Annotated in this window: 19 protein-coding genes; 13 read left to right on the top strand and 6 right to left on the bottom strand. The window is 45.6% G+C overall.

Annotation, left to right across the window (positions count from 1 at the left end):
* Window positions 1-18 precede the first annotated feature (18 nt).
* Entirely contained in the window at window positions 19-1,191 is a 1,173-nt protein-coding gene (locus VX941_01110) for a hypothetical protein (protein MEE2932008.1), read from the bottom strand.
* Between the two features lie 271 nt (window positions 1,192-1,462).
* Between VX941_01110 and VX941_01105 the strand changes: the two genes are divergently transcribed.
* Entirely contained in the window at window positions 1,463-2,632 is a 1,170-nt protein-coding gene (locus tag VX941_01105; protein MEE2932007.1) for an alpha-hydroxy acid oxidase, read from the top strand.
* A gap of 199 nt (window positions 2,633-2,831) precedes the next feature.
* Window positions 2,832-4,124: a S41 family peptidase gene (locus VX941_01100; GenBank protein MEE2932006.1), complete on the top strand. Its 1,293-nt coding sequence runs from the start codon at window positions 2,832-2,834 to the stop codon at window positions 4,122-4,124.
* Between the two features lie 14 nt (window positions 4,125-4,138).
* Here VX941_01100 and VX941_01095 read toward each other — a convergent pair whose 3' ends face one another.
* Window positions 4,139-4,942, bottom strand: coding sequence for a YkgJ family cysteine cluster protein (locus VX941_01095; GenBank protein MEE2932005.1), 804 nt, complete (start codon window positions 4,940-4,942; stop codon window positions 4,139-4,141).
* A 71-nt stretch (window positions 4,943-5,013) separates the two neighbouring features.
* Window positions 5,014-6,345: a nucleoside recognition domain-containing protein gene (locus tag VX941_01090; GenBank protein MEE2932004.1), complete on the bottom strand. Its 1,332-nt coding sequence runs from the start codon at window positions 6,343-6,345 to the stop codon at window positions 5,014-5,016.
* A gap of 96 nt (window positions 6,346-6,441) precedes the next feature.
* On the opposite strand from VX941_01090, the gene VX941_01085 reads away from it, so the two are divergent.
* Both VX941_01085 and ykgO read left to right on the top strand, forming a co-directional pair.
* Window positions 6,442-7,659, top strand: a complete 1,218-nt coding sequence (locus tag VX941_01085) for a CaiB/BaiF CoA-transferase family protein (GenBank protein ID MEE2932003.1) — start codon at window positions 6,442-6,444, stop codon at window positions 7,657-7,659.
* Window positions 7,660-7,890: 231 nt separating this feature from the next.
* Window positions 7,891-8,016: a type B 50S ribosomal protein L36 gene (gene ykgO / locus VX941_01080; protein MEE2932002.1), complete on the top strand. Its 126-nt coding sequence runs from the start codon at window positions 7,891-7,893 to the stop codon at window positions 8,014-8,016.
* 57 nt (window positions 8,017-8,073) lie between these two features.
* On the opposite strand, the gene VX941_01075 is transcribed toward ykgO, so the two are convergent.
* The gene (locus tag VX941_01075; GenBank protein ID MEE2932001.1) at window positions 8,074-8,856 is read right to left on the bottom strand and encodes an aldolase/citrate lyase family protein; all 783 of its coding nucleotides are present in this window, start codon (window positions 8,854-8,856) and stop codon (window positions 8,074-8,076) included.
* Window positions 8,857-8,867: 11 nt separating this feature from the next.
* Window positions 8,868-9,653: an aldolase/citrate lyase family protein gene (locus tag VX941_01070; GenBank protein MEE2932000.1), complete on the bottom strand. Its 786-nt coding sequence runs from the start codon at window positions 9,651-9,653 to the stop codon at window positions 8,868-8,870.
* Window positions 9,654-10,109: 456 nt separating this feature from the next.
* On the opposite strand from VX941_01070, the gene thiE reads away from it, so the two are divergent.
* The 9 genes from thiE (at window position 10,110) to VX941_01025 (ending at window position 18,294) form a co-directional block, all read left to right on the top strand.
* Window positions 10,110-10,742, top strand: a complete 633-nt coding sequence (gene thiE, locus VX941_01065; GenBank protein ID MEE2931999.1) for a thiamine phosphate synthase — start codon at window positions 10,110-10,112, stop codon at window positions 10,740-10,742.
* Between the two features lie 90 nt (window positions 10,743-10,832).
* Window positions 10,833-11,402, top strand: a complete 570-nt coding sequence (efp, locus tag VX941_01060; protein ID MEE2931998.1) for an elongation factor P — start codon at window positions 10,833-10,835, stop codon at window positions 11,400-11,402.
* A complete protein-coding gene (locus VX941_01055) occupies window positions 11,403-12,209 on the top strand; it encodes an inositol monophosphatase family protein (GenBank protein ID MEE2931997.1) in 807 nt (268 codons plus the stop codon).
* Window positions 12,210-12,361: 152 nt separating this feature from the next.
* Complete coding sequence (locus VX941_01050) at window positions 12,362-13,558, top strand: OmpA family protein (protein ID MEE2931996.1); 1,197 nt, start codon at window positions 12,362-12,364, stop codon at window positions 13,556-13,558.
* A gap of 63 nt (window positions 13,559-13,621) precedes the next feature.
* Window positions 13,622-14,764, top strand: a complete 1,143-nt coding sequence (locus tag VX941_01045) for a flagellar motor protein MotA (GenBank protein ID MEE2931995.1) — start codon at window positions 13,622-13,624, stop codon at window positions 14,762-14,764.
* 9 nt (window positions 14,765-14,773) lie between these two features.
* A complete protein-coding gene (locus tag VX941_01040) occupies window positions 14,774-15,922 on the top strand; it encodes a peptidoglycan -binding protein (GenBank protein MEE2931994.1) in 1,149 nt (382 codons plus the stop codon).
* Window positions 15,923-16,013: 91 nt separating this feature from the next.
* A complete protein-coding gene (locus tag VX941_01035) occupies window positions 16,014-16,934 on the top strand; it encodes a CoA ester lyase (protein ID MEE2931993.1) in 921 nt (306 codons plus the stop codon).
* Between the two features lie 182 nt (window positions 16,935-17,116).
* The gene (locus VX941_01030) at window positions 17,117-17,644 is read left to right on the top strand and encodes a phosphonopyruvate decarboxylase (protein ID MEE2931992.1); all 528 of its coding nucleotides are present in this window, start codon (window positions 17,117-17,119) and stop codon (window positions 17,642-17,644) included.
* Between the two features lie 11 nt (window positions 17,645-17,655).
* Complete coding sequence (locus VX941_01025; protein MEE2931991.1) at window positions 17,656-18,294, top strand: thiamine pyrophosphate-dependent enzyme; 639 nt, start codon at window positions 17,656-17,658, stop codon at window positions 18,292-18,294.
* A 94-nt stretch (window positions 18,295-18,388) separates the two neighbouring features.
* Here VX941_01025 and VX941_01020 read toward each other — a convergent pair whose 3' ends face one another.
* Window positions 18,389-19,231 carry a TauD/TfdA family dioxygenase gene (locus tag VX941_01020; protein ID MEE2931990.1) on the bottom strand — a complete coding sequence of 281 codons (843 nt, stop codon included), beginning with the start codon at window positions 19,229-19,231 and terminating at the stop codon, window positions 18,389-18,391.
* Between the last annotated feature and the right edge of the window lies 1 nt (window position 19,232).

The following is a 19,232-nucleotide window of genomic DNA, read 5'->3' as shown; positions in this document are numbered from 1 at the left end:
AGTTCAAAATCAATAATGCTATTGGTTCTGTGTGGTCTTAACTCGATTGAGGTAAAAGGCCTGTAATGCCTGGTAAAATTGTGCAGCCGCAATCTCATTAGCTGCCAATCGATTAGCAAGAGGGGTCCAATGTCCATCACAAATTTGATAATATCGCGTCCAGTCCTCAGGTTCTGCGAGAACTGGTAGCAAGTCTATCATGCTGGTATTCGGGTATTGCGATACTAGCGCTTCAAGGTCTCGTTGTAGTTTAAGGGGCTTACCTTGCCTCATGTAAAGAAAATCACCAGGCCTTGGAATTAGCACGATGAGTATAGGCCGCTTACCTGCAGATTTTCGCAATTGTCCAAAAATGTATGAGAAACGCTTCCAGTCCGAATCATCATAATCGGCATATCCAGAATAATTAAATATAAAATTCCGACCGTGTATTTTTGCTCCGCTCCACTGGCGTACCAACCCAATTACGTATTCGATCACATTTACCGAGTGAGTGAAATTCCGGAACACTTGACGAGCGCCACGCGAGAATGATTTTCTTTTTTGACGCTCAGGTGCATCACCGAGTTCAGCTTCGTTGAAATAATAAAGTTTATAACCGTAGTCTGTTTCGGCAAAATAGGGACGATAGCGATGACCGAAGGCCGAATGGCCAAACTTGGGGCTGTCGTCGAGGAAGTCATTGCCTGGGAAAAGACCTATTATAATACCATCGTGTTTAAATTTTTTTGCGAAATTTTTGTAGAGTAACATGTATTGTGTAGGACCAAATATGCCGGCATTGCCAAAATTCATATGCGCTATGCCTGTCGTCTCCTCCAGCATGTTAGTCCAACGCTCTTCATCCTTAAGTCCAAATCCTTCTGTAAATGAATCGCCGAGAACTATTACCCTTTTTTCCAGACTATCAATAGCGCGCTCCCGGTCGCGCATCCCGTGGGAATTAGCCGTATAGACTGCGCGATAACATTTTCGAACATGGTCATAGCGTGAGTGTGGTTCATGCCAAACACCCCAAATAGGGTTAATGTCGGACCAAAATGGTTTAAAAGCTGGGATTTTATAATTTGGTAAATTAGCCGGAAGATCGAACAGACGTGTCGCGAGTGCACTGAATATTTCCAAGGTAACGAGAAGGCTAATTACTGTAAGCAAGAGATTTTTGAATGCTGTTTTGGCCTTGTTTAACATTATGGATACTCGCTAGTTGCCGACGGATCAAAGGCGTTTGACGGCCGGAATAATCCTGGGTACTTCAACTTAATCAGGTTAGTTTATAACAACTTTGCCATAGTTAATTTAATGCAGCTTAGTCCAATGATCATGCATGTGACAGATAGAAACGCTTCTTCAATTTAAGGCTATAACTTTGTACTGTATTGTGTACGAATTCGATGAGTAGCTTACCTATACTTGCTGCGTCTACTTTTTTAACACTAGGGATGGTTGGAGGTACAATTTGGTGAGTTTACAAAACTGTCATAATTTCAATGATTTTAGATTGCTAGCACAACGACGTTTGCCCGGGCCGATCTTTCATTATATTGATGGTGCTGCAGATGATGAGTTGACATATCGACGTAACACTGAGGCCTACGACGATGTTGACCTCGTTCCAAATGTCCTTGCGGGCGTGCAACACGTAGATATGTCAGTGGAAGTAATGGGGCAGCAACTTGATATGCCGCTTTATTGCGCCCCTACCGCTCTTCAGCGATTGTTTCATCATGAAGGTGAGAGAGCCGTAGCTCGAGCAGCAGCCAAATATGGAACTATGTTTGGAGTTTCCTCATTAGCTACTGTCACTGTTGAGGAGATTGCAAAAATCACAGATACGCCGAAGATGTTTCAATTTTACTTTCACAAAGATCGTGGATTGAATGATGCATTGCTAGAGAGGGCACGAGCAGCTAACTTTGGTATTCTCGCATTGACTGTTGACACAATTACAGGTGGGAATAGAGAACGTGACTTGCGTACAGGGTTTACCTCGCCTCCGAGGCTTACGCCGGGCTCGTTGCTGAGTTTTGTGACTCATCCCGGATGGGCGTGGAACTTCTTGACAAAAGAAAAATTTGATATGCCGCATCTCTCAGGCCATGTAGAGGCTGGCACCAATATGGCCGTATCCGTGGGTGATTATTTTTCAACCATGCTCGATCAATCGATGAATTGGAAGGATGCTGAAAGGCTTTGCTCTCAATGGAATGGTCATTTTGCATTGAAGGGCGTAATGAGTGTAGAGGATGCAAAGCGTGCTGTTGATATCGGATGCACAGGTATCATGGTTTCTAACCATGGGGGCCGCCAGTTGGATGGGTCAAGAGCGCCGTTTGACCAACTTGCTGAGATTTGTGATGCAGTAGCCGACAAAATTGATGTTATTTGTGAAGGAGGGATCCAGCGGGGTACTCACGTGCTAAAGGCCCTTTCGATGGGCGCGAAGGCATGTTCTGGCGGGCGCTTGTATCTCTATGCTTTATCAGCTGCAGGTCAAGCCGGGGTAGAAAAAGCCCTAGGAAACTTAAGAAACGAAATAGAGCGTGGGATGAAACTCATGGGGGTAACAAAGCTCGACGAACTCAACCGTGAAAATCTACGCTACAAGAATAAAAAAACTAAATGCGTCTGAAAATAGAGAGGTTTCAACATTTTTTTACCGGAGCATTCTGACTTTTGTCACTTCTTTAGCGTGGGGGGATATTCTAGTTTAGTTTTTTGGAGTTTAACCTCAGCTTTGAACTCAAATCTTAGTCTTTGTTATTGCTCCGTAGCACCGTGATTACCGCCACTTGGGCGTACCTATTTAACAGGAGTGTAAGGTCAATTTCATGAATTTAGTCCGTGCGTGCTTATTAATCATTTCATGTACTTTTGTTTCGGGGTGTCATAATTATTCTTTAAATTCAGAGAGTGATGCTGCTAGCAGATGGCTTGCTACGGATATAACCCGATATAGACAAGCAACTTCTTCTGTCGGACAATTATCAACCCAGATGCCAATGGATGTGAGGTTGGCACACTCGGATTTATCTTTGTTCGCTCAAGTTTTCGACCGAGTTCGCACATTGTATGTTCATGAAGTGGATAAGGAGTCGCTATTGTTAGCGGCAGCAGCGGGTATGCGTAAGAGCGTACCCGATCCAAATAATGTTAGTAATCGCGTATTAGTTGATTCGGCGATCCAAGGCATGCTGGCATCTTTAGACCCGTACAGCAGTTATCTTGATGCAGCGCATTGGCGAGCGCTTAGAGATCAGACAAGCGGAGAATTTGGGGGCATAGGCATTCAGGTCCGCATGGGTCAAGGGTATATCGAAGTTATTTCGCCTATCGATGGAACACCAGCTGCAGCTGCCGGCGTGCAACCAGGTGATCATATCCTGAGTGCTGATGGGAAATCATTCGCAAAAATGGCATTGCGAGACGCGGTGCTGATATTACGCGGCCGTCCGGGAAGTATTGTGAAACTTGCTATAAAGCGGCAAAAACTACCGAGATTTAATCTGTCAATTGAAAGGGCTGTTATAAAAGTCGCTTCCGTTCGTGTTTCTCTTAAGAAAAATATTGGTTACATACGTGTAAGTAGGTTCTCTGATCGAACTGGAGCGGAAGTCCAAGCGGCTATTTCGACTATATGGGATAATCTTGGAAATAGCCTTAAAGGTTTTGTGTTAGACCTTCGCCGAAACCCGGGGGGGCTATTTGATCAATCGGTTGAGGTGGCCGATTTATTTTTAGACAAGGGCCGTATCGTCTCTACGCGAGCTCGTAGCAGTGATTATCACTACCGAGCTACAAAGGGTGATTTTTCCAGGGGCAGGCCATTGGTAGTGCTGATCGATAAAGGTTCTGCCTCGGCCGCAGAGATTGTAGCAGGTGCTTTAAAAGACAACCTACGTGCAACTTTGATAGGGTCTCGGACTTTTGGGAAAGGCTCTGTGCAGACAATTTTGCCGCTTTCGGCTGAGGAGCGTCTCAAATTAACAACGTCTATTTATCTTACGCCATCGGGTCGCACAGTCGAGGGTGGTATTACACCGCATATCGAGGTGTTGTCAGGCAAGAAAGAGAAAACTGATGCGCAGCTTGAACATGCTCTAGACTGGCTCCGTCGACGATAATGTAGTTACTATTATTAAAATTTCCGGGTGACATATTCACCTTTTGTCTTTGTCAACAAAGCGGGTGCTAGGTCATCTGGGGTGATTTCATTTAGACTTTTTTTCTTTACATGCTCCATGAGAATCGTCATGGCAGCTGTCAGCTCATATATATTTCCGTCAAGGTTTTCGTCATCTAGTGCTTTAGACAGCCCAAGTTGTGCGCTGTTGTAAATCATTTTTGGGGCCACTAAATATTTTCCAATACGGGTGCGGTTTCGGATTGTAGATTGAGTTATGGTTCGATTCTTTAGGAGGTCACGACAGTATTCTTCCTCTTCAGAGAAACCGCCGCGGCATTGCAAGGGACGAGCGGAGTGTATTGTGCAACGGTTACCCTTTAAAAATACGCATGCAAGCTTTTTATCAAACCTATTGTTAGAGGATTTCCCTGCAACCTTTTGCGAATGACTTTTTATTCTCTTCGCAAGCGATAGAATGCCTTTTGCATTTTTTATTTTTAAAATATATGAGAGCACTTTTAATAACTCAGGCCATGTAACGGATACATTTTGGTGACAACACCATGAACACCCCTTGCGGCAAGCATAATTTGGTTGTTCCGATTTCAGCTCAGCCCACAATGCATCCGTTTCATTGATCACGGCATCAGCTATTGCGACTAAATGACTTTGATCTTTGCCCTTCGTCAACTGGGCCTTGCTATCGCAAAAAATGGCTTCTAACGTGGCGGGTTCTATGAGGTTTTTTATCCATTTTTGAAGGTTTGACTTAACAGAACCTTTCAATCGTCTTGAACCCCGTGTTTTTGGCAGCATGAATACCCTCTTAGCCTGTAAAGTTTGTGAAACCCATTTACCTTGTGCTGCAAAGCCCGTGCCATGGCACTCTAGTTGCCGTACAAAATACTGCAAATCATGATGGCCGCTGCAACGCCGGCAACATCAGCTAGCAACCCAGCAGCCAGTGCATGACGGATGCGACGAATCTGTACTGCTCCAAAATAAACCGCAAGTACATAGAAAGTAGTCTCTGTGGAGCCTTGGAGCGTGCTTACAAGATATCCTGTGTAACTATCGGGGCCTATAGCAGGATCTTGGATCGTTGATGCAAGAATACCATATGCCCCTGAACCCGATAGTGGGCGTAAAATTGCCATAGGCAAGGCATCGGCAGGTAGGCCTATATATGCAGTGACCAAGCCGAGGGGACTTATCAATAAATCCATTGCTCCACTTGCGCGGAACATCCCGATTGCCACCAGTATTGCAACTAAAAATGGAATTATACGTACAGCAATCTCGAAGCCATCCCGCGCACCATCAACAAACGACTCATAAATTGCAACACCGCGAATGTAGCCAAATGCCAGTAAGCTCAACACGAGGCTCGGAATGATCCAAGGAGAGATCATGCTGCCAAAAAAAATTGTGATGGGGATAAATAAAATCACTGTGCCGAGCGCAAGAAATGTTGCCCATAATGGATAGGTCTGCCCTTGATCAACGATCGCAACAGCCTCTGCGATAATTGGGTTTGGTTGAGATTGTCGCCGTGTTTTTGACACTTTGCCGGCTTTCTCTTCGTCTATATCAGAGTTTGCGACCCGCTCCTTTGCCCAAATTCTTGGGAGGTATTTTGCTGCTACTATTGCAACAATGGTTGAACAAAGCGTGGCGAAAAGCGTCGTCGGCACTATGCCGGCGGGATCAGTTGAACCGGCAGCAGCACGTAACGCAATGACGCCGGTCGGTAAGATGGTTATTGAAGAGGTGTTGATTGCAAGGAAGAGGACCATTGAGTCTGTTGCTGTTCCTTTGTGTGGGTTGATGCGATCAAGCTCCTGCATTGCACGAATACCAAAAGGGGTGGCGGCGTTACCCAGCCCCATCACGTTAGCTGACAAATTCATTATCATTGCCCCCATTGCAGGGTGTCCGTCTGGAACATCAGGGAATAAGCGGACCAAAATAGGCCTCATCAGCTTGGCGATGATTGTCAGCAGTCCGCCATTTTCTGCAACCTTCATTAAACCCAAAAAAAGTGCCATCACGCCTATGAGGCCCAACACTAGGGTGACAGAATCTTTGGCGGAGTCGATGATCCCTGCCCCCAGCGTCTCCATTGCCGTAGGCGTTCCAGCCATAACAGCTTCAGTGAGTTGGCGCCAGCTGGCGACTAGAAATGAGATTAAAACAATGAAGAAAAAAATTGCGTTCATATTACTATTTAGACCTTGGTCTTGTGGAAACCTAACAGGCTGCGGTAGAAGAGCGGCGCGTTACTATAATTCACATACAATTGAAGGAACTTTATCATGACTGGTCCGTTAGAGGGTTTGAAAGTTTTAGATTTAACACGCATTCTCGCGGGACCAAGTTGCACCCAGATATTGGGAGATTTGGGAGCTGAGGTAATCAAGATAGAGCGTCCAGGTGTAGGCGATGACACCCGCAGCTTCGCTCCTCCTTTCCTTACTAACAGCGCTGGTGAAGATAGCAGTGAAAGTGCCTATTTTGCAGGAGCCAATCGCAACAAGCGTTCCATTACACTCAACTTGGCAGATCCGGATGGACAGGCGTTAGCACGCAGATTACTGTCAGAATGCGATATTTTAGCAGAAAATTTTAAGACGGGAACGCTGCAAAAATACAATCTTGGTTACGAGCAACTTAAGGAAGATTTCCCGGGTCTCATTTATTGTTCCATAACAGGTTTCGGTCAGACTGGTCCTTATGCCTTACGTCCCGGTTATGACGCACTGATTCAGGCAATGGGAGGCGTTATGAGTTTAACAGGTGAACCGGATGGCGAACCGATGAAGGTCGGAGTATCAATTGCTGATTTAATGGCTGGAATGTATGCTTGTGTAGGGATACTGGCTGCTGTGCGGCACAAACAATCAACTGGTCAAGGTCAAGCTATTGATATTGGAATGTTAGATACTCACGTTGCTTGGCTCGCTAATCAAGGTATGAATTATCTTGCGACCGGCCAGAACCCTGAACGTCTTGGAAACAATCACCCGAATATCTTGCCGTATCAAGTTATGCCCACAGCTGATGGGTATATCGTATTATCAGTGGGAAATGATGATACCTTCGAGAGGTTCTGTGATGTCGCAGGTTGCAAGGAATTATTAAAAGACGAGCGGTTTTCGACCAATGTAGAGCGTGTAAAAAACAGGAATTATACTACACCTGTTTTAAATGAAATCACGAGACAGAATTCCTCTGCTTGGTGGCTAGAAAACCTTGAAAAGTCAAAAATTGGATGTGGGCCAATTAACAGTCTTTCCGACGTTTTCAGTGACCCCCATGTATTAGCGCGCGAGATGATCATTGAGATGAAGCATCCTGCAACAGGTGATGAAAAGGCGAAAATGATAGCTAGTCCGCTTAAATTATCGGAAACTCCGGTGAGTTACCGCCTGCCACCACCATTATTGGGTGAGCATACAGATGAAGTTCTGTTTGAAAAACTAGGCCTTTCAGACGCTGAATTGGCTGATTTGAGAAAACGAAAAATTCTGTAGGGTCATGTTTTTCAGAGTTAAAACACAAAACTTATCTATGCAGTTCGAAGCTATCGCAGAGGCTCTGATTATTAATTCAATAAATTTAATGCCTGTCGGTGCTGCAAAGCGGTTTGTGAATCATCACAGTATAATGGCCCCAACCGATTCTATTTGAGATGGTTTCGCCGCCATTGACAGTTTGGCCAAGCAACACTAGAATTTTCATATTATTTTTTTAGGAATAGACCAATGAAAGTTGTGAATTCGTTAAAATCCATGAAGAGCAGACACAAAGATTGTCGTGTGGTTCGTCGTCGTGGTCGAGTGTATGTAATTAACAAGACAAATCCAAGGTTCAAAGCACGCCAAGGCTAGGGGTTAGCGTTTAACGTGTTTTGCTTCCCGCAAATAGCGGGTGCGTTCCGTATCAAACTAAACTAGATTTCGTAGAAACTTCGAGCGCATTGTGGCCTCACTCATAATAAAACCGAGGTCGGCCCCACCTAAAAGAAAACGTACTCCCATTTGAATATATTTTTCCATTAGTGTGTGATCGTAAATGCCACCCATGCCCGCATATTTTCCAGCGTTTTGGCACGCTCCAATCATCTTGGTATAAGCATCGATGGTGCGTTCATTATCAAACTGGCCTGGTATACCCATCTCAGCACAAAGGTCGTTCGTGCCTATCATCAAGACATCAACACCCTCAACTGCTGCAATGGCCTCTGCGTTGTCAATAGCTTCAGGTGTCTCAAGCATAACTATCACAAGAGTATTTTGATTAAGCTGCTGAGCGAGATCACCTCCCGGCATTTGCTTCATGCCGAATTGGGGTAAATTATTGCTCATAGAGCGTTTGCCGATTGGCGGATATTTTGCCGCGCACACAATAGCCTTCGCTTGGTCGACATTATCGACGTGTGGCGCAATGATACCTTGCGCACCACCATCTAAGACACGAGCGACGTGGAAGTGCTGATGGCCTGGTATGCGAACGATAGGTGTGACGCCAGTATTAAGACAAGTCGATGCAATTTGGCATGTTAGGTCAACGTCGAACGTACCATGTTCCATATCGATAAATAGCCAATCAAAATTACAGGTTCTCGCAATCATGCCCGCATTAACAGTACGTCCCACGCGCAGACCAAAGCAGAAAGCAATCTTGCCATCCGAGAGTTTATTTTTTGTGGTATTTGGAATAAGAGACATGGTTCCCTCCTTCAAACTTGAATATTATTGAGGAAATGAGAGCGCTTATTCGCTCCTGCTGTCATGAAGCCGAGATCACCACCAGAGTTAATAAATCGGCACCCCATATTGATAAATCGAGTAGCATTTTCTTCGTCATAAATCCCGCCCATGCCGGCAAATTTTCCATGCTTTTTGCAGGCGTCAGTCATGATTTTGTAGCATTCTATCAATTTATTGTGGTCATACTGTCCGGGTATCCCCATATCCGCTGAGAGATCATTGGATCCTATGTGTAGAACATCAACTCCCTCGATTGCGGCGATATCGTCAGCCAATTGAATGGCATCCCAAGTTTCAAGCATTATGACTACGAGGGTGTTTTCGTTACAGAGACGCATCGTGTCTGCAAGATTATATTTAGAATAAGAGAGTTGCGGGACCGGGCCAGGCGAGGAACGATGCCCAATGGGTGGAAACTTGCACCAGTCTACCGCAGCTTTGGCCTCCTCCACAGTGTCAACGTGTGGAATTATTACACCTTGTGCCCCTCCATCAAGTATTCGGCTAGCGTGAAAATGCTGTTTGCCTGGGACCCGCACTATCGGAGAGCAACCAACATCAAGCGCGGACATACACATTTGACTCACCATATCAATATCATACGTCGCATGTTCCATGTCCGGTTTGATCCAATCATAACCGCAGGCAGAAGCAATTTTAGAAACGTCCGGTGTGCGTAGGTAATTGACGCTGAAGCCAAGTCCCATTTCGCCAGCAATGAGCTTTTGTTTCAGAATATTTGGTTTTACGGTCATCCTATTCCCCTTTAGATCGTCAATTCTTATATCTTCGTATCTGATAAACCAAAACGCAAGTACACGACGTACTTTCCATCACCATTAAAGGGTATTCTCTCTAGGTTCATTGGGCCCTGCCCAAAATTCATTAATGGATCTCCTTAAAAAAACCCAATATTTAAAAGTTCTTACAAATGCGCCGGTTAGGGGCTTTCATTTTATCAGATATTCATGTGATGGACTTGAAAATTTTACACTAATTAATCGCCTCAGTTAATATCGGCTACTTAAATAAAGGTTTAATGCAGCGCTAATTATTCATCCTTTAATTTGGATCATCTCAGGATGTTGCGTTAGGGTTACTGAATAAAAAACTAGGCATGTAATTGATTCATATATAATCTTTATCATGTTATGCCATTAATTTTATTGCTATCATATGAAGAATGTCCTTGCTAATAGGCTATTAGGAATATGGCATCAACTTGTCGTCTTTACTTGATCACACCCCCGAAAATTGAACTGCCGACATATTCAAATTTACTTAAACAAGCACTTGATGGCGGCGACGTCGCGTGTCTACAAATTAGATTGAAGCAGGTGGAAGACGATGAAATCAGAAAAATAACGGAGTGTCTTCAGACCATCCTACAAAGCTATGATGTGGCGGTAATTATGAATGATCGGCCGGATCTCGCTGCCGAATTAGGGTGTGACGGCGTTCACGTGGGGCAAGAGGATACACCTTATAAGGAGGCACGCTCAATTGTAGGCGAAGAAAAAATTGTGGGTGTAACGTGCAAGAAATCTAGGCATTTAGCTATTGAGGCAGCAGATGATGGAGCAGACTACGTGGCGTTCGGTGGATTTTTCCACTCATCAACAAAACAGTCTGCCGAAACCGAACGCGCAGACCCAGAAATACTCTCTTGGTGGACGCAAACTACGAATGTCCCGTGTGTTGCGATTGGTGGCATCACAGTTGATAATTGCAAAGTACTAGTTGAGTCGGGTGCTGACATGGTTTGTGTTGTGTCAGGTGTTTGGGACTATGCTGGGGGTCCGGCCGCTGCCGTCAATGACTTCAATAGAATTTTTGTAAGTTGATAATAGCATTTTTATTTTAACGTGCTGTTGCTAGTCGTGGGATGACAGGTTATATCGGAACGCTTTACTAACATCCACGATGGTACAGGTATGAAGATTGATGGAAACGAAATTCGGCCCGGTAACGTCATAGAGCACCAAGGGCGACTTTGGCGGGCAATTAAAACCCAACATGTGAAGCCAGGGAAAGGTGGAGCTTTTTTGCAAGTGGAGCTCAAAGAGCTTCGTGATGGCACGAAACTTAACGAACGGTTTCGTTCCTCAGAAACAGTGGAGCGTGTGAGGCTAGACCAAAACGATTTTCAGTTTTTATACGCTGATGGTGACTCCTACACTTTTATGGATAACGAAACTTACGACCAAGTTACCTTGAACGAGCAGATTATTGGCCAAGAAGCTATAGCATATTTGCAAGATGGCATGACTGTAAGCATTGAGAGTTTCGAAGGATCGGCTATTAGTGTAACTCTTCCTGACACTGTTGTTTTAACAGTTACCGAGGCAGACGCGGTCGTCAAAGGTCAAACAGCGTCTTCTTCTTACAAGCCAGCAGTTTTAGAAAATGGAGTGCGCACTTCGGTCCCCCCTCATATTGAGACTGGAACACGTATAGTAGTAAACACAGGGGATGGCTCCTATGCGGAGCGTGCCAAAGATTAAATGGCGAGCCGTACACCTTTGATAAATGTCATGGTTCGAGCGGCTGAACGGGCAGGCCGTGCATTAATTCGTGATTTTGGTGAGGTTGAGCAGTTACAAGTCAGCCGAAAAGGGCCGGCTGATTTTGTGTCTAACGCAGACTTAAAGGCTGAGAAAATTGTCCGTTATGAGCTTTCAAAGGCGCGCCCAGACTACGGTTTTCTCATGGAGGAGGGGGGGGTTGTACATGGAAAAGATAACAGCAATGTCTGGGTTATTGATCCTCTCGATGGAACTTCAAACTTTCTCCATGGTTTGCCGCACTTTTGCGTGTCTGTTGGATTGAAGCGTGATGGTGAGGTATACGCAGGAGTTGTCTTTGACCCGGTCAAGGATGAAGTTTTTTGGGCTGAACGTAATCTGGGTTCTTACCTAAACGATCGTAGAATTAGAGTATCATATAGACCACGTTTAGAAGAGGCTTTACTTGCGACCGGCATACCGTTCGCGCTGCACGAAGGCACTGACGCAGGCTCAAAATTCGTCAATCAGCTCGAATCAGTAATGCACAAAACTGCGGGTGTGCGTCGTTTTGGCTCTGCGGCACTTGACTTGGCTTATGTCGCAGCTGGCCGATATGAGGGATTTTGGGAGAATGGATTAAACCCTTGGGACGTTGCTGCTGGTATAGTTATAGTTCGTGAAGCTGGCGGATTCGTGAGCGAAATCAACGGGAAACGGTATGAATTGGGGGCGAAGGATATTCTCGCTACAAATGACAGCCTTCATCAAAAACTGCAATCAGTTTTAAGTAGTGTGTCTCCCTAAACTTAAATTGTTTTCTATATTATGAGCAGTTGTCTGGTAGACCCTGGCTGGGGTATGTTCACTAACATTGAACAATGCCAGTGACTTTTTGAAGCAGCATTGCTCTGTTTTGGGCAGTATATGGGTGCTACGCGTTGTGCGAGTGAAATAATATGAAAAATTCAGTCTTTGCCCGAGCCAACGGATGTTCTTGTAAACCGACTGGTATTTTTTTGGTTTCGGTCATTTTTATCGCATCTATGATTAATCAGGCAAGATGTCAGACCACGGTAACTCCTAACGTGATAGTAGATGAATCTGTTCTCGATGATCTAGGACCAAGATTCAATTTACCTAGCATGATGAGGCGCGGAGAACGGGATTATTTGCGGCCTCACAAATATCAGCAGGGGTATGATCCAGAGCTATCAGGGCAGCCTAGTAGGCTCTTGCCAGCACCCGATCGCCCGCCACGTTCTCGTGTTACTGCGCCAAGATCTGTACCTCGGACAAAGCTTGTACGCCCTTCGAGTCGACCACTCGCGCCACCAAAGCAAAAGTTGGGCAAGGGGCCGGGACTACTCGGGCAAGTAAAGCAAAGCGAAGTTGACAGTTTGGGTCGAAAGAATAAGCCGTCGAGGCCAACAGCGTCTGCACCCGCATCTTTGCCGGCGAAAGCGTCGGCACCAGCAGCATCTGCGTCCCAGGCTAAAGTTGTTCCGGCATTACCAAAAACAGTACAGACCGCAAATCCGGATGCTCTTGTTCCGCCGGCAGTGCCGCCGGAATCACAAGGATCTATGAAAACGATTCCTTCTCCCCCCTTAGCTGGCGCAGATCAGTCAAGAATTAAAATTCCAACACCACCAACTGTAGAGGTGCCTAAGACTATAGCTCCAAAATCATTGTCATCTTCTTCTGACACTGAAGCGTTAACCCCGATCGTGCCCCCACCGCCAGTAATTACGGCACCCCCCGTCAAGGGCATTCCAGAGACAATGAGAAATCAAAAAACGAGTGCTCTGTCGCCAAATCAGCCTTCTGCTGAAGGCAGCGTTGACGGTGGGAAGGTAACAGTGTTCTTTGCTACTAAATCAACAGATATTCCGCCCGGCACAGAATCTTTTTTCAAGAAAATGGTTGACCAGGTGAAAGCGGACAAATCTCTACGCTTGCAGCTGAGAGGGTACGCTGGCAGCTCAGAAGGCTCGGTAAGTCAAGCCCGTCGCGTATCATTGTTCAGAGCACTTGCAGTCCGTACCTACTTGATGAAGAGCGGGATTCGCAGTACTCGAATGGATATTCGCGCGCTGGGCAATAAAGTTGAAAAGGGGAATCCAGACCGAGTAGATATAGAGATTAAGAAGTAAATAGTGATCGCTGTTTCATAGCGAGAACTCATAATTTTAAGCTTGAAAGGCGTACACCAGAGAATGACGCGGCCAACAAGGTATCTTCTACGCATGGCGCTTTTTTTAATGTTTGGAGGTATCGGCATGGGATTGCTGGCCCCCACCTTGACAGGGGCTTTCCTTGCCAATCCGGTTTTAAACGGCATCATTGTTTTTGCCCTTTCAATTGGCATTGTTCAAAGTTTCCGCAGCACTGCGTTGCTGCGCCGTGAGATCATATGGATCGAAAATTTCCAGCGTGATGGATTAGCAAAAACCTCAGTTTCCGAGCCGATTTTGTTAGCGTCGATGGCTAGTATGTTAGGTGAACGCCAGGAAGGACGATTAAGCTTGTCCACCATGGCGTTACGAACCCTTCTTGATGGTATCGCTGCGAGACTCGATGAAATTAGGGAGACATCGAGATACATGATCGGGTTGTTGGTATTTCTTGGGTTGCTTGGCACGTTCTGGGGTTTGCTTCAAACCATCGATTCAGTCGGCGAGGTCATAGGCGGGCTTTCAGTAAGCAGTGAAGACACTGAGAAATTTTTTGAAAATTTACGATTGGGCCTTAAGGCACCGCTTGCTGGGATGGGAACTGCATTTAGTTCCTCGCTTTTTGGTTTGGCTGGATCACTAATATTAGGGTTTCTAGCTCTGCAGGCAGGGCAGGCTCATAATCGTTTCTATAACGAACTAGAGGACTGGCTTTCTGGGCAAACCCGTCTCGGGTCTGGGCTTCTCGGCGTTGAAGGAGACCAATCAGTGCCGGCCTTTGTGCAAGCCTTATTAGAACAAACTGCAGATAGTCTCGAAAGTTTGCAGCGTAGTCTACAGAAAGGCGAAGCCAGCCGTCTCGAGGCTAACAAGAAAATAATTGAAATGGCGGATGCGCTTGTCAGTTTTGGAGAGATAATGAAGACTGAACGCCAAACGATGCTTCAGCTTGCCGAGGGCCAACAAAAGCTAGTGCCCGTTTTAGAGAAGCTCGGGAATTCTGGGTTGACGGCGCCAAGTGGCGGCATGTCCGGTGTGGGTATTGATTACAAGGCTGTCGAAACTAATTTGGCGAGGATTGCAGGGGACCTGGAAAGTGGGCGCGCCGAAACAATTGCAGAGATACGTTCGGAAATTCGCCTTCTCGCGCGTACCCTTGCGGCTCTGTCCAAGGGCGAGAAATAGGGTAACGTCATGGCCTTGGTACGCCGACACCGAACTAATCCTGACATCTGGCCGGGTTTTGTCGATGCACTAGCAACGTTGCTTATGGTCATCATATTCTTATTGATGATTTTTGCGGTTTCCCAATTCTATCTGAGTGACGCATTAGTCGGTCGCGATAAGGCTCTAGCGTCACTCAATGTGAAGATGGCTGAATTAGCCGATCTTCTTGATGTTGAACAAAAGGCAAAAGCATCATTGCTTTCTGAGAAACTATCATTAAGTGCAGACCTCGAGAGTTCGATTTCGCGAGAAGACGCTCTAGCTTCTAACCTTGCGGCTGCTAAACGCGAATTAGAAAAAAACGAAACAGAACGTAATGCATTAAAAGGCGAGATAAGGGTCTCGCGTAATAATATTATGTTGTTGAAAAAAGATTTGGTGGCACTTGAGACGCTGAAGAAAAAATTTCAACAAGATGCCGCAAAACTACAGGTTAATCTCAATAAACGAACAACTTCGCTTAACGAGCAAAAGAAAATTTCTGCGACCACCAAAGCGCAGCTTACGTCAATAAAGCAGCAAATGAGCGCACTTCGTATTCAGCTTCTCGAGATTAAGAAGGCATTAGAGATTTCTGAAAGGAAAGACAAGGATGCTCAGATAAAGATAGCTAATCTTGGCAAACGTCTTAACGCAGCATTGGCAAGCAAGGTGCATCAGCTAGCTCGTTATAGATCACAATTTTTCGGACGTCTGCGGGATGTTCTTGGTGATCGTCGGGATGTACAAATTGTTGGCGACCGATTTGTTTTTCAGTCGGAAGTTTTGTTTAAGAGCGGCTCTGCAGTTATTGGCAACAAAGGTAAGGATAAGTTAAGGAAATTTGGCAGAACCTTGAAAGAGATAGCCAGCAATGTGCCGGACGATATAGACTGGATTCTTCGGGTTGATGGGCATACAGATCAAAGGCCCATCCGCACTATTGAGTTTCCTTCGAACTGGGAGCTTTCTGCTGCTAGGGCAATTTCGGTTGTGAAATTCTTACGCAAGCAGGGATTGCCTGCCAAACGTTTTGCCGCAACCGGATTTGCTGCCTCATATCCTCTCGACAATCGCAGTGACGAAATTGCTTACCGCCGTAATCGGCGTATCGAAATGAAATTTGATCAGCGCTAAGATTAGGGCGTTGCCGGTTTATAGGCTAAGTCGAATACTTTGGCGCACCTATGAGGACGGTTGGGGGAACGTTTTAAAGTAAAGGGGAAAAATGTCTGAAATTACTGAAAAAGCTAAAGAAGGTTTAGTGCTGCGTTCATTACTGTTCGTGCCAGTAAATGTAGATAAGTATGTTGAGAAGGCTCATACCCGTGGCGCTGATGCTATAATTTTGGACTTGGAAGATAGCATAGCTTCCTCTGAAAAAGCTATGGCGCGCTCCCTTGTAACCGATGCAGCAAAGCTTGTTAGCAGGAGAGGCGCTGATGTTTTTGTCCGAATAAACAGTCCGCTACGGCTCGCCATACCTGATCTCGAGGCCGTTATCGGTCACGGAATAACTGGAATTACCTTACCTAAGTGTGATGGTCCTGGCCACGTGCGGTTGATTGCGGAAGCAATTTCGGAATTGGAAGCAGAACGTGGTATGGATGTGGGTTCGACAATTATGAGTGTTCGTATTGAAACTGCCGAAGCTTACTTCAAAATGCCAGAGATTGCTAAATCACACGAGCGTATTGCAGGATTTGGATTAGGTAGCGAGGATTTCACCCTTTCTATAGGTGTAGAGCCATCAACTGAAACACTTTTGTTTCCAAAACAGCAATCAATAATAGCGGCACGAGCGGCAGGTGTTTTGCCCATGGGTTTGGTCAGTTCGGGGGCTGATTACACGAGACTTGATGAAATGCGGGAGATCGTAAAAAAATCCCGTCGTTTTGGCTTCGCAGGATCATCATGTATTCATCCCGCTGTAGTTCCTATCCTTAATCAAGAGTTCACTCCTAATGAAGGAGAGATTGCAAAGGCTCGGGTAATAATTGAGGAGTTTCAAAAGGCAATTGACGCAGGTCGCGCGTCACTTGAGGTTGATGGAAAGATGGTCGATTACCCGGTTGTCTACCGCGCTCAGAATTTGATTAAAATTGCAGATAATATCGCAAAAAAAGAGGCGGCTAATGAGGCGAATTGAAAAATAAAGTTTGATTGGGCCCTACGTTGAGAGGATTCCTCTGGTTTTAGCCCAATTCTATGGTCTGTAAAGTCATCTAAATGTACACATCGTGCGTTTGGGACTAGCGCAAGCAACAGAATATATTATTATGGAGGTTGTCGAAAACATGCGTATATTTGCAAAGGGTAAGGGGGACGCTTATGGCGGCAAAGAAAAAAACTATTTGGCAGGATAAGCTATATCAAACACTCAAAAAAGACCTTGGTGTGACCCAGTTTGCTTACGTGCCCGATGCGGGGCACAAAGCTATTATAGATAATTCTTTGAGTGACAAGGATGTTCATTCCATTGCCTTGTCAACTGAGGAGGAGGGCGTCGGCGTTGCTGTAGGTGCTTGGCTTGGCGGAGAGCGTGCTGCACTTTGTGTTCAGTCTAGTGGTGTAGGAAACTGCGTGAACTTTTTTAGTTTAAATACCAATGGCCGTATCCCGCTTTTAATGCTTGTCTCGATGCGGGGTGACTTTGGCGAAGCCAATCCTTGGCAGGTTCCCATGGGTCAAGCGGTTAAACCGGTTTGTGAGGCTTGTGGTTTGACCGTTCTCACGTGTGATTACGAGAACGAGGTAGTGCCTACTGTTCAGGCGGCAGGCGCTATGGCATTTCGGTCTAATCAGCCAATGGCTGTTTTACTCACGCAGAAGCTCCTTGGTGCAAAAAAATTCGCTTAGAAGGAAAAAAAATGGCTAAAAAAATCACAAAGAAACATGTCAGTAAACCTAATGCCAAACTTAAGGCTGGTGAACTTGAACGCCGCAAAGCGACGAAAGCCATACTCGGTGATACCGATGATTTTCTCATCGTGACTGGGCTTGCAGGAGCTAAAGACGACGTTCTGAATGCAACTGGAGCTAATCCGAACAATGTCTTCCCACTCAGTGGTGCGATGGGTGCAGCTTGTAGTATTGGATTGGGATTGGCTTTGGCACAGCCAGATAGAACTGTGCTTGTTGTTACTGGAGAGGGAGAGCTTCTCATGAATGTTGGTACACTAGCAGCAATAGGAGCGATGGAGGTTCCCAATCTCCGCATTTTATGTATCGATAACCAGCGTTATGGGGAGACTGGATGGCAACCCAGCCACACTCTTCGCGGTGTAGACTTGGCGAAAATGGCAGAAGGCGCCAATATCAAATCCGTTCGAACTGTTACAAAACAAAGTCAATTTAAGGAGGCACGTGAATTACTACGAAACGCCAATAGTAGCACGTTTATTTTACTTAAAGTTGCGGCCACTGACCCTGGAAAATTAGCAATGCCAGCTGAACGTGATGCTTCGGTTTGGAAAACACGTTTTCGGGATGCACTTGGGGTGGTGTAGGATTTGTACATTTGTGAATTAAGGCGCATGTAAGCCTTTCATTGCTGCAAGCATACACTTGATCTCTAAGATATGTCACGAGACCGAATTGTGGTCAAAAAGGTCGTTCACCCTTAACCATTATACGGTATAGAAGTCGTCGCTGGCTGCGCCAATCGTAATCGTCATTCGCTTGATGTAAAATGCTTCGGTTGTCCCAAATTAAAAAATCCCCAACATTCCATTTGTGACGATAATGAAATTCTGGTTGGAATAGGTGATCATGCAAATCATCAAGAATTTTGTTGCTTTCGTCCCGGGTAAGTCCATCCACTGACTCAACCCGGATAGGATTAAGAAAAATTGATTTGCAACCATTTGCCGGATGAGTGCGTACTATTGGGTGTTTGGTTTGTTCACCAAATTTCTCCACCTGGTCTTGAGAACGCTTAATTAATTTACGGGGTGACCTGCTGCTTTCATAGACGTGAATAGCTTTAAGCTGGCTTATTTGCTGTTTCGTTCTGCTAGGCAGTGCTTCATATGCTGCCCGAGTTGACATGAAGTCGGTGTCTCCCCCACCTTTTGGGATTTCAAGGGCGAAAAGCATCGTGCCGGCCGGAGGACACTCGAAATAGGAAGCGTCTGTATGCCATGAGGTGCCACGTATTTTCCGTTTGCCAGTGCCAACCGTATCGCCATCTTGATGAGTTAGAAGACCAATGTCGGGATAATCTGGATGGTTGAATTGTCCGTAGAGCTGTTCGAAGGGATCGCCAAAAATACGGCCTGCCTTAAGAAAATCTAGTGGAGCAAGGTTCTGATTACGAATACATAATACCAGATATTCAGCCCAATAAGCATTAAGCTCTTCTATGGTTTCCGCGGGGAGGTCGTCCGCCAGGTTGATGCCGGTAATTTCGGCGCCTAAGGGTGCGTCAAAGGGCGTTAATTTCATC

It is taken from the genome of Pseudomonadota bacterium, from assembly GCA_036339585.1.
GTDB lineage: Bacteria > Pseudomonadota > Alphaproteobacteria > UBA8366 > UBA8366 > UBA8366.
The sequence above is the reverse complement of the archived record's forward strand: the minus strand, read 5'-3'. Positions and strand labels throughout refer to the sequence as shown.

What these genes read in the sequence shown, in the direction of transcription:
- VX941_01045 (MEE2931995.1), top strand. Translation starts at nt 13,622, where the DNA reads ATGACGCGGCCAACAAGGTATCTTCTACGCATGGCGCTTTTTTTAATG.
- ykgO (MEE2932002.1), top strand. Translation starts at nt 7,891, where the DNA reads ATGAAAGTTGTGAATTCGTTAAAATCCATGAAGAGCAGACACAAAGAT.
- thiE (MEE2931999.1), top strand. Translation starts at nt 10,110, where the DNA reads ATGGCATCAACTTGTCGTCTTTACTTGATCACACCCCCGAAAATTGAA.
- VX941_01090 (MEE2932004.1), bottom strand. Translation starts at nt 6,345, where the DNA reads ATGAACGCAATTTTTTTCTTCATTGTTTTAATCTCATTTCTAGTCGCC.
- VX941_01020 (MEE2931990.1), bottom strand. Translation starts at nt 19,231, where the DNA reads ATGAAATTAACGCCCTTTGACGCACCCTTAGGCGCCGAAATTACCGGC.
- VX941_01025 (MEE2931991.1), top strand. Translation starts at nt 17,656, where the DNA reads ATGGCTAAAAAAATCACAAAGAAACATGTCAGTAAACCTAATGCCAAA.
- VX941_01030 (MEE2931992.1), top strand. Translation starts at nt 17,117, where the DNA reads ATGGCGGCAAAGAAAAAAACTATTTGGCAGGATAAGCTATATCAAACA.
- VX941_01100 (MEE2932006.1), top strand. Translation starts at nt 2,832, where the DNA reads ATGAATTTAGTCCGTGCGTGCTTATTAATCATTTCATGTACTTTTGTT.
- VX941_01040 (MEE2931994.1), top strand. Translation starts at nt 14,774, where the DNA reads ATGGCCTTGGTACGCCGACACCGAACTAATCCTGACATCTGGCCGGGT.
- efp (MEE2931998.1), top strand. Translation starts at nt 10,833, where the DNA reads ATGAAGATTGATGGAAACGAAATTCGGCCCGGTAACGTCATAGAGCAC.
- VX941_01110 (MEE2932008.1), bottom strand. Translation starts at nt 1,191, where the DNA reads ATGTTAAACAAGGCCAAAACAGCATTCAAAAATCTCTTGCTTACAGTA.
- VX941_01050 (MEE2931996.1), top strand. Translation starts at nt 12,362, where the DNA reads ATGAAAAATTCAGTCTTTGCCCGAGCCAACGGATGTTCTTGTAAACCG.
- VX941_01055 (MEE2931997.1), top strand. Translation starts at nt 11,403, where the DNA reads ATGGCGAGCCGTACACCTTTGATAAATGTCATGGTTCGAGCGGCTGAA.
- VX941_01070 (MEE2932000.1), bottom strand. Translation starts at nt 9,653, where the DNA reads ATGACCGTAAAACCAAATATTCTGAAACAAAAGCTCATTGCTGGCGAA.
- VX941_01095 (MEE2932005.1), bottom strand. Translation starts at nt 4,942, where the DNA reads ATGCTGCCAAAAACACGGGGTTCAAGACGATTGAAAGGTTCTGTTAAG.
- VX941_01085 (MEE2932003.1), top strand. Translation starts at nt 6,442, where the DNA reads ATGACTGGTCCGTTAGAGGGTTTGAAAGTTTTAGATTTAACACGCATT.
- VX941_01075 (MEE2932001.1), bottom strand. Translation starts at nt 8,856, where the DNA reads ATGTCTCTTATTCCAAATACCACAAAAAATAAACTCTCGGATGGCAAG.
- VX941_01035 (MEE2931993.1), top strand. Translation starts at nt 16,014, where the DNA reads ATGTCTGAAATTACTGAAAAAGCTAAAGAAGGTTTAGTGCTGCGTTCA.